Origin of the sequence: Streptomyces sp. NPDC099050 (genome assembly GCF_044759865.1) — a bacterium.
In the GTDB taxonomy this organism is placed as follows: domain Bacteria; phylum Actinomycetota; class Actinomycetes; order Streptomycetales; family Streptomycetaceae; genus Streptomyces.
The window spans coordinates 533,229-547,467 of record NZ_JBIWAE010000001.1 but is presented as its reverse complement, the minus strand read 5'-3'; the positions used below and the strand labels follow the sequence as shown (position 1 = coordinate 547,467).

The 14,239-nt window shown below is 73.1% G+C and carries 10 protein-coding genes; 4 read left to right on the top strand and 6 right to left on the bottom strand.

Annotated elements, in window-relative coordinates:
- Positions 1–183 precede the first annotated feature (183 nt).
- Entirely contained in the window at positions 184–1,122 is a 939-nt protein-coding gene (locus tag ACIQV3_RS02365) for an ion transporter (protein ID WP_403708886.1), read from the top strand.
- Between the two features lie 254 nt (positions 1,123–1,376).
- On the opposite strand, the gene ACIQV3_RS02360 is transcribed toward ACIQV3_RS02365, so the two are convergent.
- On the bottom strand, positions 1,377–1,640 hold the full coding sequence (locus tag ACIQV3_RS02360; RefSeq protein WP_403708884.1) for an acyl carrier protein: 264 nt from the start codon (positions 1,638–1,640) through the stop codon (positions 1,377–1,379).
- Positions 1,641–1,679: 39 nt separating this feature from the next.
- On the opposite strand from ACIQV3_RS02360, the gene ACIQV3_RS02355 reads away from it, so the two are divergent.
- Positions 1,680–2,498 (top strand): lysophospholipid acyltransferase family protein, encoded by an 819-nt coding sequence (locus tag ACIQV3_RS02355; RefSeq protein WP_403708882.1) that lies wholly within the window; start codon positions 1,680–1,682, stop codon positions 2,496–2,498.
- Between the two features lie 68 nt (positions 2,499–2,566).
- On the opposite strand, the gene ACIQV3_RS02350 is transcribed toward ACIQV3_RS02355, so the two are convergent.
- The 5 genes from ACIQV3_RS02350 to ACIQV3_RS02330 form a co-directional block, all read right to left on the bottom strand.
- Positions 2,567–4,099, bottom strand: a complete 1,533-nt coding sequence (locus ACIQV3_RS02350) for a hypothetical protein (RefSeq protein WP_403708880.1) — start codon at positions 4,097–4,099, stop codon at positions 2,567–2,569.
- A 17-nt stretch (positions 4,100–4,116) separates the two neighbouring features.
- A complete protein-coding gene (locus ACIQV3_RS02345; RefSeq protein WP_403708878.1) occupies positions 4,117–5,640 on the bottom strand; it encodes a hypothetical protein in 1,524 nt (507 codons plus the stop codon).
- 478 nt (positions 5,641–6,118) lie between these two features.
- A complete protein-coding gene (locus ACIQV3_RS02340) occupies positions 6,119–7,723 on the bottom strand; it encodes a carboxylesterase/lipase family protein (RefSeq protein ID WP_403708876.1) in 1,605 nt (534 codons plus the stop codon).
- Between the two features lie 167 nt (positions 7,724–7,890).
- Positions 7,891–8,820 (bottom strand): 5'/3'-nucleotidase SurE, encoded by a 930-nt coding sequence (surE, locus tag ACIQV3_RS02335; protein WP_403708874.1) that lies wholly within the window; start codon positions 8,818–8,820, stop codon positions 7,891–7,893.
- Between the two features lie 244 nt (positions 8,821–9,064).
- Complete coding sequence (locus ACIQV3_RS02330) at positions 9,065–10,324, bottom strand: MFS transporter (protein WP_403708872.1); 1,260 nt, start codon at positions 10,322–10,324, stop codon at positions 9,065–9,067.
- Positions 10,325–11,629: 1,305 nt separating this feature from the next.
- On the opposite strand from ACIQV3_RS02330, the gene ACIQV3_RS02325 reads away from it, so the two are divergent.
- Positions 11,630–12,352, top strand: coding sequence for a phosphatase PAP2 family protein (locus ACIQV3_RS02325; protein WP_403708870.1), 723 nt, complete (start codon positions 11,630–11,632; stop codon positions 12,350–12,352).
- 334 nt (positions 12,353–12,686) lie between these two features.
- Positions 12,687–14,237 (top strand): carboxylesterase/lipase family protein, encoded by a 1,551-nt coding sequence (locus tag ACIQV3_RS02320; RefSeq protein ID WP_403708868.1) that lies wholly within the window; start codon positions 12,687–12,689, stop codon positions 14,235–14,237.
- The last annotated feature ends 2 nt before the right edge of the window (positions 14,238–14,239 follow it).

Here is a 14,239-nt window from a genome sequence, read left to right as displayed (position 1 = left end):
TCCCTCGCGTGGCGGGCCGGGTCCCCGATCGGGCGATGTAGCGCTCCAGGGCGTCTCGATTTCCCCCGTACGGCGTTACACGACGCGGAACATGAACATCGCCTCGGCTGCCTCGTCTTCCGTCGCGGCGCAGCCGGCGCGTGCGGGGCCGGGGGCGGCCGGTGGCCCGTACGAGGGAGCACGATGACCGACCCGACCGCGGTGGACACCTGGCGTGGAAGGCTTGCCGCACACTGCCGTGACGTGTGCGAGGCGCCCGCGTTCTCGCTCACCGTTTTCGCGGTGATCCTCTTCAACGCCGCACTTCTGGGCGCCGAGACGTACAGCGGCCTGTCCGCCGAGTACAGCGGCCTCCTTGCGGCGACCGAGCGTTTCTGCGTGATCGCCTTCACCCTGGAGATGCTGATCCGCCTGGGCGCTCACGCCGACCGGCCGAAAGCTTTCTTCCAAGACCCCTGGAACGTCTTCGACTTGGTTGTGGTCTCCTCGGCCTTCATCCCGTTCCTCCGGGAGAACACCACGCTCCTGCGGCTGCTGCGGCTGGCGCGGGTGCTGCGGACCGCCCGGTTCATGCCCCAGCTGCGGGTCCTGCTGGTCGCGGTGGGCCGCAGCCTGCCGGGCACCGTCAGCTTCCTGTTCGTGGGCGCGCTGATCGTCTACGTGTACGCGATGATCGGCTGGATCTGCTTCGCCCAGCACGACCCGCAGCACTACGGGTCCATCGGCCGGGCGGCACTGACCCTGTTCCTGCTGATGACGCTCGAAGGGCTCGGGGACGCCGTCCACGCGGGGCTGGCCATCTCCCCGCTGAGCCTCCTCTACTACGCCTCCTACGTGCTCTTCGGATCCTTCGTACTGGTCAACGTGCTGATCGGGGTGGTCCTCAACGCCCTTGAGGAAGCAAGGGAGATGGAGGAGGAGGCCGAGAAGGAGGAGAAGCGGGCCGCACTCCTGGCGACACAGTCACCGCCGGACGCGGCCGACGAACTCCTGCTGCGGATCGCGGCGGTGCGCAGCGCGCTCGACGACATGGAGGCCCAGCTCGACACCGTGCACTCGACGTCGGCGGCGATGGCGGCGACCTCCGCGGCACCGGCCCACGCTTCGGCGGGCGCCCGCTAGGACCGGCTAGGCCGGCGGGGACCCTCGGAGCCGCCGGAAAGGCCTCCGGGGGGGCCGGCCTGAGTGATCCCCACGCCGCCCGGGGGCAGTTCCGCGGTCAACGGGCCGGCCTAGCGAGGGGCGGCGCCCAACGGGCCGTCCCCGCCCGGGCGCGGGGGGCCCGAGACGGGGCCGGGCCCGAAGCCGGGTCCGGGGACGCGGCCGTACCCGACTCCGAAGCCGGGTCCGGGGACGCGACCGTACCCGGAGTCGGGTCACCGCGCGTCGGGCGCGGCCTGGAGCCGGGCGTCGAGCACCGCGGCGAACTCGGCGAGGGTGAGGTCGCGGAGTTCCTCCTCGTCCACCTTGACGGCCAGTCTGTCGTGCAGGGCGATGGCCATTTCGACCACCATCAGCGAGTCGGTCAGCAGGTCCTGCATCCGGGCACCGGCATGCACGTCCTCGGAGGGGGATTCCCCCATCGCGATGATGATTTCAGTGATCAGATCGATCGTGGATTCGGGTGCGGAAGTGGTCATGGCAACTCCTGTTTGCGATATCGCGGCCCGTGCGCCAAGGTGGCGCCGAAGACCGGCGGGAAAAGGAGAATACGCGTGTCGGAAAGCGTGACCGATGTGATGGAGGCGGGAACCGCCGAGTTCCGTTACGCCAGGGAGCGGCTCGGCGAGGCCGGGGAGGCCACCTGGGACAGGCTGCTCGACTGGCTGATGGAGGACTACTTCCGGTTGGAAATCACGGGATGGGAGAACATTCCGGCGAAGGGGCCGGCCGTGATCGTGGCCAACCATTCGGGGGCTTGGGGGCTCGACGCGTTCGTCCTCGTCAAATCACTCACGCGGGCCGTGAACCGACCTTTGCACGTACCGGCCGCATCTCTTACTTTTCGATTTCCGGTGATCGGTTCGTACGCCCGGAAAATGGGCGCCTTCCCCCTCGATCCGACGCTCGGACTGGAACATCTGACCGCAGGGGAACTCGTGGGAGTGTTTCCCGAGGGAATTTCCGGGCTCGAAAAGCCTTTCCGGAGCCGCTACCGGCTGCGCCCGTTCAGCCCGGGGTTCGCGGCGACCGCCGTCCAGGCCGGAGCACCCGTCGTCCCGGTGTCGGTGGTCGGGGCCGAGGAGGCGTATCCCAAGTTCGGTGAGATCCCGGCCCTGGCCCGCCTGTTTGGCCTTCCCTATTTCCCGCTGACCACCCTCCTCCCGCTGCCCTCGAAGTGGCTCATCACCGTGGGCGAGCCGATCCCCGCACCGCCCCGGCCGCAGTCCTACTCGGCCCGCAAGGCCGCGGCCGGCCTGCTGTGCACCGAGGCCCAGGGGGCCGTGCAGTCCCTGGTGGACAGGGAGCGCGGCAGGCGCGCGACGCCCTTCTGGTAGCACTACCGGCCCTTCGGGCACCGGGACGACGGTCTGCCCGCCGCTCCGCCCGCCGGTCGGCCCGACCGTCAGTCCGCCAGCCGGTTAGCCGCCTTCCGTACGCCGTCGGCCGCCCGTGCGCACCGATCGGCGTGGTCCAGCAGGACCATGCGGAAGCCCTCCCCCGCCTCGTCCCGGTCCCAGCCGTCCGCTCCGGCGCAGACCGCCAGGCTCTCCGCGTGCGCCGCCAGCCGCTCGGCGCTGGCCTGCGCCAGGGCCCCGTAGGACGCGGGCGTGCAGCCGCGGACCGCGGCCGGCGCCGCCGCCGGCCTGCCGACCGTCACCCGCCGGTCGCCCCGGCCGCCGGGGAGTTCCCTCAGGGCCACGAGCAGCGAACGCGCGTCGAGCGTTGCCGGCAGCCGCCCCGCGGTCAGCTTCGGGTGGACCACCAAGGGCCGGGAGACCGCGGTGACGGCGCGTACGAGTTCCGCGGCGACGAGCACCGCGAACCGCGTCGCCGCGCACGTGCCGGGCCCACCGCACAGCGCGGAGGGCCAGACCCCCGGGCCGGCGCCGTCCTTGGCCTGCGACAGCCAGCCCGGCGCGCACAAGATCTGCGTACCGGAGCCGATCGCCAGGCCCTCCCAGACGAACGGGACCTTCACCCGGTGCACGGCGGCGGCCACCGGCGGGTAGTGCCGCAGCGCCCGGTCCACGGCCTCCTCAGGGGTGTCCGCCGTCTCGACCGCGTGCAGGGCCAGCGCCTGCAGGGTCGTGGTGGTGGCGGCCTCGGAGACCAGGGCCAGTACGTGGGCCACCGCCGCGACCACGGTGTCGGCGCTCGCTCCCGCCCCGACGAGCCGTCCGACCAGGGAGGCCGGGTCGGGGTTCTCCAGGTAGCGAGCCGTCCTGCGCCGCAGCGCGGCCGCCAGATCGTCACGGGCGCCCGGACCCCGCCCCGCTGCCGGGGTCCGGGCGACGATCTCGCTCAGCAGGGTGTCCTCGGCGGCCGGTTCACCCGCCACCAGGCGCCGGCCCAGCCGTGCCATCGCCTCGCCCCAAGCCTGCCACTCCAGGGTGCCGTCCCCGCGCCGGCCGGCCACGGCCTCGTCCACGTCGCGGGCAACGAGGGCGGCCAGCTCGTCGCCCGGCGCGATGACCTCCCATGTCAGCTCCGCGTGCGGCGACAGCGCGTAGCGGTGCCCGGCGTCCGTGAGCCCCGCGGCGGTCTCCAACGACCCTTCCTCGTCGCCCCGGAGCAGCAGGGCCTCGGACACGGCGGGGGCCAGCGGTACGAGGAAGTTCCCGAAGGGGGTGCGCAGTCGGACGGGCCGTCCGGAGCGGGTGCGCCGCAGGTGGTCCAGCAGGGAGCGCCGCACCCCTTCACGGGTCAGCGCGTCCAGGCCCAGCGCGCGGGCCGCGGTGTCGGTCCAGGGCAGTCGCTGGGCGAACATGGCCGCGCTGAACACGGCGTTCTCCAGGGCCCAGACGGTCTCGGGGGATCGCGGCGCGGTCTTCGTGGTGGCCACTCCGTGTTCGCCGTTGTTGTTGCCGTTGTTGTTGCCGTCGTTGTTGCCGTCGTTGTTGCCGTCGTTGCCGTCGTTGCAGTGCTCGGAGGTCATCTCAGGTTCTCCCGTGCTCACTTGTCGCGCAGCATGTAGGGCTGGTTGCCGACGATCCGGCCGTCGTAGGCGCCGATCAGCGCGTTGACCTTCTCCCTGTGGTGCGCCATAGGGCCGCGCAGGGTGTCCGAGTAGGCCTGCGGGGCGTGCGAGAGGGGGTAGTCGTACGACTCGTCCAGCCAGGCCAACTCGACCCAGCTGTCGGGGATGTCGTTGGGCGAGGCGGGGCCGCGGCCGTCGATCATCGGGATCACGTCGTGGTTGTTGACCAGGCTGATCACCTGTGTGGTGTGGTCGGCGGGGCGCTTGCCGTCGATGGGCGAGCCCACCGCGATCACGTGCGTGATCCGGTAGCGGGAGGCCACCTCCACGTCCGAGGCCAGGTTCATCGCGGTCATCCCGCCCAGGCTGTGCCCGACGAACATGACCTCCGCCCCGGCCGGCACCCCGGCCCGCAGCAGCAGCTTGCGCGCGGCCCGGGTGTACGTGGTGTCGGTGTGCAGCAGTCCGTCGAACGCTCCCACCAGGTCCTGGGGGGTGCTGTTGCTCAGGAGCGCGAAGCTCGTGCCGGGCAGCAGCAGGACGAAGCGCACGGCGCCGTCGGCGCATTCGACCCGGCGCAACAGCACCAGTCCGTGATTGCCCAGGGCGCCGATGTCGTTGACGTAACTGACGATGTCGTTGCCGGAAGTGGCCAGCACCTTCGCCAGGATGGAGTCCGCGTCCGCACGCTCGGCGCGGCCGGGACCGGGGTTGAGGTACTTCAGCAGGCTGCTCGGCAGACCGAGGAAGGGATCGGTCGACGGGACTCCGCCGGCGAGCGTCACCCAGGAGAAGCCGTCGTTCACCGGGTTCTCGTCCAACAGGCCCAGCAGGGCCGACAGCTCCATGATCACGGGGCTCAGGGTGGTCAGGGCCCGGGTGACCCCGAGGCGCTCGACGAGCGCGTACAGGGCGCGCAGCGCCTCCAGCCGGTTGCCCTCGACCATGGCGTCGGTCAGCCGCCTGGCGAGCGGCGAGTCCAGGTTGGGGTGGTCGGAGGCGATCGCCCTGATCCGCAGTGCGAAGGCGTCCACGGCCATCGCCACGGCGGCCGGACGGCGGTACGTCATGTTGCCCGCGATCCGGGCCAGTTCCCCGGCCAGTCCGCCGTTGGCCCCGAATCCGAGCCCCGTCGGGCTGGTCAGCGCCCGGGCGCAGGACACCACCACGCCGAATGCCCAGGCGGGTCGGCGCAACGCCTCCAGCCCCAGCTGCCGGCTGCTGAGCGCGCCCGTCAGCTCGGCGGCGGCCTGCTTCGCCGTGAGGGCGGCGTCCGCGAGCAGGACCGATGCCGCCAGCAGCAGTTCCGGATCCGTGCGGCACTGGGCCGGCCGGGCGGCTGCCGCGGGGTCGGAGGCCCCCTCGGGCCCTGGGCCCCGTACGGGCTCGGGGGTTCGCGCGGGCTCGGGGGCTCGAGCAGGCTCCGAGGCCCGTACGGGTGCGGCGGCCCTTGCCGTCTTCGGCGCGCCCGCGGGCTTCACCGGCGGCGCCGGCTTCACCGAACCTGGCGCCTGACCTACCTCGGGCCCTGTCGCCTGAGGTTCCTCGCGCCTTGTCGCCTGCCCTGCCTCGCGCCCTGTCGCCCGCCCTGGCTCGCGCTCTGCCTCCGTGCTCGCGGACCCGTGACCCGCGGGTGTCGAGCGAGCTGCCGTGTCCACCGCTGGTGCGGTCACGTTCCCACCTCCCGTGCCTGCGCAACGGCTTCGCCTGGTTCCGTTGCCCGAACGGGCATGCTGGCACCGTGCGCGGTCCGTTCCGCGCGGCGGTCTTCCGTCGCCGTACCGCCCGCGCCCGGGCCGTGGACGCGGTGGACCGCCGGATGCCCGGGAGGGCCCGTGGCCCTCGGGGCATCCGGCGGCTTGGCGGCACCCCCCGGGCCGCCGCCCATTCGGTGATCACCAAAGGATGAGCTCCGCGCTCACGCGTTGACGCGGGCGCGGATCACCCCCCGTACGGACCACCGGGTCTCGTCTCCCGTCAGAGCGGCCGGGAGGACTGGTCGCGCCAGAAGCCGCACTGGTGCTCGGCCGCGAACGCCCGGTCGACCCGGTCCCCCGCGGGCGCCAGGGTCAGTACCGTGCCGACCGGTCCGGTCGCCGGCCAGGGGGTCTGGCCCGGGACCGCGGGGACACCGTGGCGGGCGAAGGCGCCCCAGTAGCGCTTCATCCGTGTCGCCAGGGCGACTTGGACGGAGGTCAGGGGCCGCTCCCCCATGGTGAAGTCGTGCAGGTAGGCGAGCTCGGCGCTGTGCGCGTTCGACTCGTCCAGGCCCGGGACCTGGGCGCCCGCCAGGGTCGGCGAATCGGGGTCGTCGAACTCGTAGGTGAATGTGGGCACTTGCCGGGCGAACGACTGGGCCGTCCGGGCGGTTTCGCAGGCGAATGTCGCATCGGTCATGACCGCCGACAGCGCCAGGTACGGGGAGCCGTGCGCGGCCACCGGGTAGCGGGCGAGGATCTCCGGCCCGGCCGCGCCGTAGCCCGCGAGGACCTGCCGCGCGTACTGCTCGGCCGTCAGCGCGGGCTGGGTCAGTGCGACGAAGAAGCGCGCCTCGGAGCGGGTGCTCCCGATCAGGACCGGAACCTTGTTCCAGGATCCGGCGGCGATCGCCGTGGCCGGATCGCGCGGGAGCAGCCCGTCGCCCGACGCGGGGCCCGAAGTCGCCCGCGTACGGGCCGCGTCCACCAGCGCCCGCCCGGAAACGGCCCGCAGGCAGGCCGCGATCCCGGCCGGATCGGGGCAGCCCGCGCTCGCGGCGAAGTCCCGCGCCTCGGACTCGGCCCGTGCGCCGTCGGGGGTACGCAGCAGCGTGCACGGCCCGCTCTGCAGCACGGCCCGGTGGAACAGCCCGGCCGCGGACGGGGCGGCCAGCAGTCCGCACACCGAACCGCTGCCCGCGGACTGGCCGGAGACCGTGACGTTGCCCGGGTCCCCGCCGAAGGCCGCGATGTTCTCCCTCGTCCAGCGCAGCGCCTGGATCTGGTCCATCAGCCCGAAGGAGCCGGAGCGCAGCGCGTTCTCCCGTCCCAGTTCGGGCAGGCCCAGGTAACCCAGCTGACCGAGGCGGTAGTTGATGCTGATCACGAGGGAGCCGGTCAGCTCCGCCATCGTGCGTCCACCGAACTGCGTCCCGGTGCCCTGGCTGTACGCGCCCCCGTGGATCCAGAGGATCACCGGCAGCCGGGCCCCGGCCCGGGTCCTTCCGGGCCGGTACACGTCCAGGTACAGGCAGTCCTCACTGACGGCCGAGGGGTCACTGAGCCCGAACGGCGAGAACTGCAGGCAGGCGGGAGCCTGTTCGACGGCTTCGCGCACCCCGTGCCAGCGCCGGGGCGGCTGCGGGGCGCGCAGCCGGTTCTCCCCGACCGGCGCGGCGGCGTAGGGGACGCCCAGGAACTCCTGCGCCCCGTCGTGGGCGCGGCCTCGGAGCGCGCCCTGCGCGATGGAGACGACCGGGCGGGGCGGGGCGTCCGGAACTGTGTCGGACAACGCGCCGGGAGAGGCGGCCGCCGGGAGCGCGGCGGCCGGGAGCGCCGCGGCGATCGGCGCGGTGATCAGTGCGGCGATCAGTGCGGTGATCACCGCCGCGAGGCCGACTACTCTGCCGAATAAGGGTCTTGCCGGGGAAAGCCGGGTGATCCGGCGCGAGAGCCGTGGCATCCGTACTCCTGGGTTCGGGGTGATCCGGGGGCGGGGCGGGGCGCGGGACGCCCGCCCCGCCTCCGGAAGGCCGGCTGGTGCGGGGGGACCTACGGGCGCAGGCCGGTGAGCAGGGCCGCGGTGACGGCGAACTCCGCCGGTCCGGTGTTCCAGTCGGCGTTCATCGGGCTGACGGCGATCTTCCCGGCACTGACGGCTTCCACGTCGCTGCCCCGGGCCGGCGCCTTCAGGTCCACCTTCACTCCGACCTTCCACGTGCCGTCGCCGGCGTCGGTGTAGTCGGCCTTCAGGAGCGCCTGCGCGTCCTGGAAGGTGGTGGCCACCCCGGCCGGGGTCCCCTTGCCGTCGGCGCCGACCACGGGGTGGTTGACGTTGAGGCCGACGCCCTGGGGCAGCAGGGGGCCGCCGAAGCGGGCCCGCGAGCGGAGCCGGTCGATCAGCTTGACCGCGAAGTCGAGCGTCGGACCCATCGCGTTGACCGTGGTCACGGGGTCGGGGGCCGCGACGCCACCGGTGCTCAGGGCGATGGCGGGCACTCCGGCGTCCAGAGCGGCGACGGCGCCGCCGACCGTGCCGGAGTGGGTGGCGAGCGCGGCCACGTTCGGGCCGAAGTTGGTGCCCGACACGACGAGATCCGGCGCCCGCCCCTCGAACACCTCCGAGAGGCCGAAGTTCACCGAGTCGCCGGGGGATCCGTCGACCGCCCACACCTTCGGCTCGGGGTGGCGGACGGCGATGGACGGGGCGCTGGACGTCTTCGTGCCGGCGCCGCTCTGATTGGTCAGCGGGGCCACCATGGTGACGTCGTGCCCGGCGGCGGTCAGCCGCGCGAATGCCAGGCGGATACCGGGCGCGTTGTAGCCGTCGTCGTTGGTGAGCAGGATCCGCAGCGGGGCCGCGGGCACCGGTGCGGGCACCGGCCCGGCCTGCGGCTCGGCCGCGGCGGCGGGCACCGTACCGGCGAGGGCCGGCGCGCAGAACAGCAGGGCGGCCAACGGCAGAACTCGCTTGCGTTGCATGGAACGCTCCTTTGGAGAGGGAGGAGAAGAAGAAGAGGAGGAGAAGAGACTGGACGAGGGTGAGGGTCGGTCGGTCGGTCGGTCGGTCGGTCAGGGTGGGGCCCGGCGGGCTCGCGACCCTCGGCGCGAGCCCGCCGGAGTGCGGGCCGGGCCGCCGCCCGGGAGGGGCGGCCCGGAGGTTGGGGGTACGGGACCCGGCGGCGACCGGACCCGGCGGCGAAAGGGGCCGACGAGGCCGGCGGGGTCAGCGCACGCTGCGGATGGGGAGGATCGCCAGTGCGCCGATCAGCGAGAGCGCTCCCCCGACCAGGAACAGAGGGGTGTAGCCGCCCAGGGTGGTGACCACGGCGGAGGCGACGAACGGGGCGATGATCTGGGGCCCCGCGTTCGCGATGTTCAGTACGCCCATGTCGCGGGCGGCGTCCTCGGCCCGGGGCAGCACCAGGGTGACGAGCGCGGTGTCGACGGCCATGAAGCATCCGAAGGCGAGGCCGTTGAGCGCGCTGAAGACGATCATGCCCGTCCACGTCGGACTGACGACGGGGACCACCATGACCAGCCCGGCGAGGGCCGCCGAGACGCCGACGAACACCTTGCGGCGGTTCCAGCGGTCGGACAGCAGTCCCCCGACCACCGTGGAGACGGCCATGGCGACCATGGACACGGGGGTGAGGACCGCCATCGCGGCGGGCGGGGTGAGCCCGGCGGGGAGCGCGATGTGGTCGCCCAGGATGTAGAGCTGGTAGCCGACCACCGAGAAGTACCCGAGGACCATCAGGGCGCGCCCGATGAAGGCCCACCGGAAGTCGTGGTTGGCGAGCGCGGAGAGGAAGGCCTTGAGCTGGGCGCCCTTGGGAGCGGCGGGCGCGTCCGGATCGGGCTCGGACCTCGGTACGTCCCGGCAGAAGCTGGTGAGCAGGAGCGCGGCGCCGGCGATGACCCCGCCGAAGACGAGGTAGCCGGTGCGCAGGTGCTCCGAGGTCTGGGAGGCGATCAGCACGCCGACCGTGCCGCCGATGGGCAGGCCCAGTCCCACCAGCGCGGACGCGGTGCCGCGCCGGGCGGCGGGCACCCGGTCGGGCACGATCGCGGTGACGGCCGCCTGATAGATGTTCATGGTCGCCTGGACCAGGCACCAGCCGATCCCGACCAGCAGTGCGGTACTGACGCTCCCGAGGACGGCGAGGCCCACGAGCGAGCCGAGCGCGCCGCCCAGGACCCAGGGGTTGCGACGGCCGCTGCGGTCGGAGAGGGCGCCTGCGATCGGGTTGAACGCGGTGGCGAAGATCGCGCTGATGCCGCCGATCAGGCCCAGCACGGCCACCTTGTCGTCACCGGCGATCGCCTCGATCTGGGTGGGCAGGAGGACGGAGCCGACGCCCATGTAGACGGCCATCATCGCGGAGTTCGCGACCAGGAGGAGGAGCAGGAGTCCGCGTCCGCGGGAGGGTTCGGGTTCGGGATCCGCCGGGACGGGCGGGTCGATGATCTCGTTCGTAGCCATGACGACTCCTCGGGGGACGGAGCGGGGAGGTGGCGCGGGGGAACCGCCGGTGCGGTGCGCGGGGAGGGCGGCGACGCATGGGGCTGTCGCCCCGGAGGGCGTCGCCGGGAGGTGCCACGCCGAGCGCGGGGCGGCTGACGCGGTGCGATTGCTCGGCGCGGTGCGTGCGGTGCCCTGCGGGGCGGTGCGGTGCGGGTGCACTGCGGTGGGGGATGCAGTGCGGCGGGGCGGTGCGGTGCTGTGCTGTGCTGGGGGCGCCGGATGGCCGACACGATGTGATGTGTTGGGTGTTGTTACACGTGTCACTTGAAGTGCTTGGACACTGTGTAGCACCGGTTCCCTGGTCTCGCCAAGGGTTGGCGCAGGCCTCCGTTCAGATCGTGACCCATGGAGGAAGTTCAGGTGGATCACGTGTAACCAACCAAATGCAGCCTCCGGACAGGTCCGACCCGACCGAGAACCCTCTTGCCCTTGTGGTGGCGGTCACGCTTCCGCAATACTCCGCACCGACCCAGCTACCACCCCCGGCCGGAGCCCACCCACCCCTGCGGCTCGGCCACCACCCGGCCGGCGCGCCCGGGGCGGGGCGCCGGGCGGGGCACCGGGAACAGCTCGGGCCGCACCGGCCCTACGCCTACGGGCACCACCCGACGCTCGAACACACCGGATGGCTCGAGTGACTCAGGCGGCCAGGCCGCTCAGGGCTCCGAGGGACCGAGCCGTACGGGCACCACGGGACGCCCGGACACGCCGGGCGGCTCGAACGACCCGGGCGGCCGGGCGGCCGGGTGACCGGGTGACCGGGTGACCGGGTGACCGGGTGACCGGGTGACCGGGTGACCGGGTGACCGGGCCGCACACGGTCCCGAAGGCCGGGACACCCGGCCCCCTCCGCACACCCCCAGCTCGGCGCATCGACTTCAGCACGCCCGCCGCCCTGCACCCCGTTCGACGCGCACCGGCTTCGGCACGCCCGCCCACCTCCACGCACCCGCTTCGCCCAACCAAGCGCGTCCGCTTCGCCACGCCCGCCCCCCCACCGTCCCCCGCTCCGCGCCCGTCGGCTTGACCACGCCCGCCCCCCCACCGTCCCCCGCTCCGCGCCCGTCGGCTTGACCACGCCCGCTCCCCACCACCGTCCCCCGCTCCGCGCCCGTCGGCTTGACCACGCCCGCTCCCCACCACCCCCCGCTCCGAGCGCGTCCGCTTCGCCACGCCCGCTCCCTCCATCCGCGCGCTCCGCGCCCGTCCGACGCCTTTCCAGGTGCCCCACCACCCCGAGAGGCGGCAGCGAAAGGTTCCGCCATGTCCGCTTTCCCCGGCCACACCGTCACCCCGCCACCGTTCCCCGCCCGGCCACCCCGGCGTCCCGTCCCCGCGGCTCCACCCCGCCACGCCCTGGCCTGGGGCGCGACACTGACCTTGCTGTCCGCGCTGACGGGACTGCTGCTGCGCCTGGACGAACGACCCTTCTTCCAGGGGCTCGACGACGCGTGGGCCGCTTCGCTGAAGGGGTCGCCCGCCGACACCGCCAGCGGGTTCGCCACCGTGCTCGACCGCCTGGGCGGGCCCCTGGGCACGGTCGTTCCGCTCCTACTGATGGGCTGCCTGTGCATGTACGGGCGCTGGCGGTCGGCACTCTTCGTCTTCACCACGACCGTCGTGGCCAACATGCTCCTGGTGCTGCCGCTCAAACAGCTGGCCGACCGGCCGCGGCCGCCGCACACCTGGACCCTGGTCAACGACGGCTCGTACCCGTCCGGCCAGGTCTTCAGTGCGGTGGCCCTGGTGATCGCCGCCGCGGTGGTGCTGTTCCCGCCGGGCGGCCGGCGCTGGTGGTGGCTGTTCGGCGGGGCGTACACCGGCGCCATGATGTGGAGCCGCACGTGGCAGCACGCCCAGTGGCTGAGCGACACCTTCGCGGGCGCCCTGGCGGCCGTGGGAGCCTGCCTGCTCCTGTGGCGGGCGTTCGCGCCCCTGCTGGAGACGGAGGCGGAACGCATGGCGTCGGACACCCTCTGGATGTGACGCCCCACTCCCTCGAGGGAGTGGATTCCCCGCTCACTTCGCCACGGGCGCAGCCGACAACGGCCCGACTCCCACCTGACGCCCGGCCGATCGCCCTAGGGCCTGTCGTCACACTCCCGCCTACCGCGCGACGCCCGGCACGCCGAGAGCACGCAACGGACGCCGCGCGGCCGCCCTTCGGGCGACGGCGGGAGTGTGACGACAGGCCCTCGCAGGACTCACGGGGCCCGTCCGACCAGCCCGATTATCGCGAAACATTGACGGTCGCCGAATTTTCGCCATATCCTCGACGAGCCGGCACGCGTTCGGCGCGCGGACCAGGAAGGATCGACTCATGACACCCACCCCAGGACCCGGTCACCCCATGGCGCACCCGCCCGCGGGCTCGCTCCTCGGCGCGGTCGAGGACGGGCTGACCGTCTTCCGGGCCGTGCCCTACGCCGCACCCCCGGTCGGCGAACTGCGCTGGCGGCCCGCGCAGCCCCATCCAGGGTGGAGCGGCACCCGGGACGCGACCGCCGACGGGCCCAGCGCCCCGCAGATGTACGCGGAGGGCGGCGACCCCGTCCTCGGCGGGCACGGTGCGCCGCCCTTCGACGAGGACTGCCTGACGCTCGACATCTGGACCCCCGCGGTCGACGAAGCCCGCCGACCGGTGCTGGTCTGGATCCACGGCGGCGGCTTCGTCTCGGGCTCCGGGTCACTGCCGAACTACTCCGGCGCGGCCTTTTCCCGCGACGGGGACCTGGTCGTCGTCAGCATCAACTACCGCATTGGCCCGCTCGGTTACCTCTACACGGACTCCACGGAGCAGCCCGACGGCTCCGGCGCCAACCACTGGCTGAGCGACCAGCTCGCCGCCCTGCGCTGGGTACGGGACAACATCTCCGCCTTCGGCGGCGACCCCGACTCGATCACCGTCGCGGGCCAGTCGGGCGGCGCGGTGTCCACGGCCGCCCTCGCAGGGCTGCCCGAGGCCCTCGGACTGATCCGCCGGGTGATCCTGATGAGCCCGCCGTTCGGGCTGGACCTCCCCGCACCCGACGCCTACCGGGAGCGCACCACCGCGTACCTGGAGCTCGCCGGGGTCAAGACCCTCGCCGAGCTGCGCACCCTGCCGTGGCCCGAGCTGATCGGTGCCATGGGCGGACTCTTCGCCCTGACGACGCGGTGGGGCTACTGGCCCACGCCGTTCCTGCCCGTGATCGACGGCGTCACCCTGCCCCGCCACCCGGCCCGGGCCCTGCTGCAGAGCGCTGCCGCGGACATCGAGGTCATGATCGGCTGGACGCGGGAGGAGGCCAACTTCGGATTCGCCCTGAACGAGACCTACGGCGCGGCCGACCGGGAGCAGGTGACCGCCCGGATCGCGGATGCCTTCGGCCCCGAAGCCGCCCCCGGCGTGTACGCGGCGTACGAGCGCGCCCGCCCGGGGGCCGGGCCGGCCGGCGTCCTGATGGACCTCATCACCGATGAGCTCTTCCGCGTGCCCGCCCTCCGGCTGGCCGAAGCGCGGGCCGCGGCCGGGCATCCGGTGTGGGCTTATCAGTTCGACCTCCCGTCTGCCGCCTACGACGGCCGGCTCGGAGCCGCCCACTGCCTCGAACTTCCCTTCGTCTTCGCCAACTTCGACCAGTGGGCCCACGCTCCCCTGACGGCCGGGCTCGACCCCGCCGTCCGGGACGGGCTCAGGCACACCATGCACGAGGCGTGGATCGCCTTCGTCCGCACCGGCGACCCGAACCATCCGGACATGCCGACCTGGGACCCGTACGAGATGGAGACCCGCACCACCATGCGTTTCGACACCGTGGTCGGCGCGCTGGACGACCTCGCCGGGGACTCCCTGCGCCTGCACGAGGGAGCGCTCTCGCGGCCCGAATAGCC

Coding starts and splice junctions, on each gene's coding strand:
- ACIQV3_RS02365 (WP_403708886.1), top strand. CDS start 184: ATGACCGACCCGACCGCGGTGGACACCTGGCGTGGAAGGCTTGCCGCA.
- ACIQV3_RS02360 (WP_403708884.1), bottom strand. CDS start 1,640: ATGACCACTTCCGCACCCGAATCCACGATCGATCTGATCACTGAAATC.
- ACIQV3_RS02350 (WP_403708880.1), bottom strand. CDS start 4,099: ATGACCTCCGAGCACTGCAACGACGGCAACGACGGCAACAACGACGGC.
- surE (WP_403708874.1), bottom strand. CDS start 8,820: ATGCAACGCAAGCGAGTTCTGCCGTTGGCCGCCCTGCTGTTCTGCGCG.
- ACIQV3_RS02330 (WP_403708872.1), bottom strand. CDS start 10,324: ATGGCTACGAACGAGATCATCGACCCGCCCGTCCCGGCGGATCCCGAA.
- ACIQV3_RS02325 (WP_403708870.1), top strand. CDS start 11,630: ATGTCCGCTTTCCCCGGCCACACCGTCACCCCGCCACCGTTCCCCGCC.
- ACIQV3_RS02320 (WP_403708868.1), top strand. CDS start 12,687: ATGACACCCACCCCAGGACCCGGTCACCCCATGGCGCACCCGCCCGCG.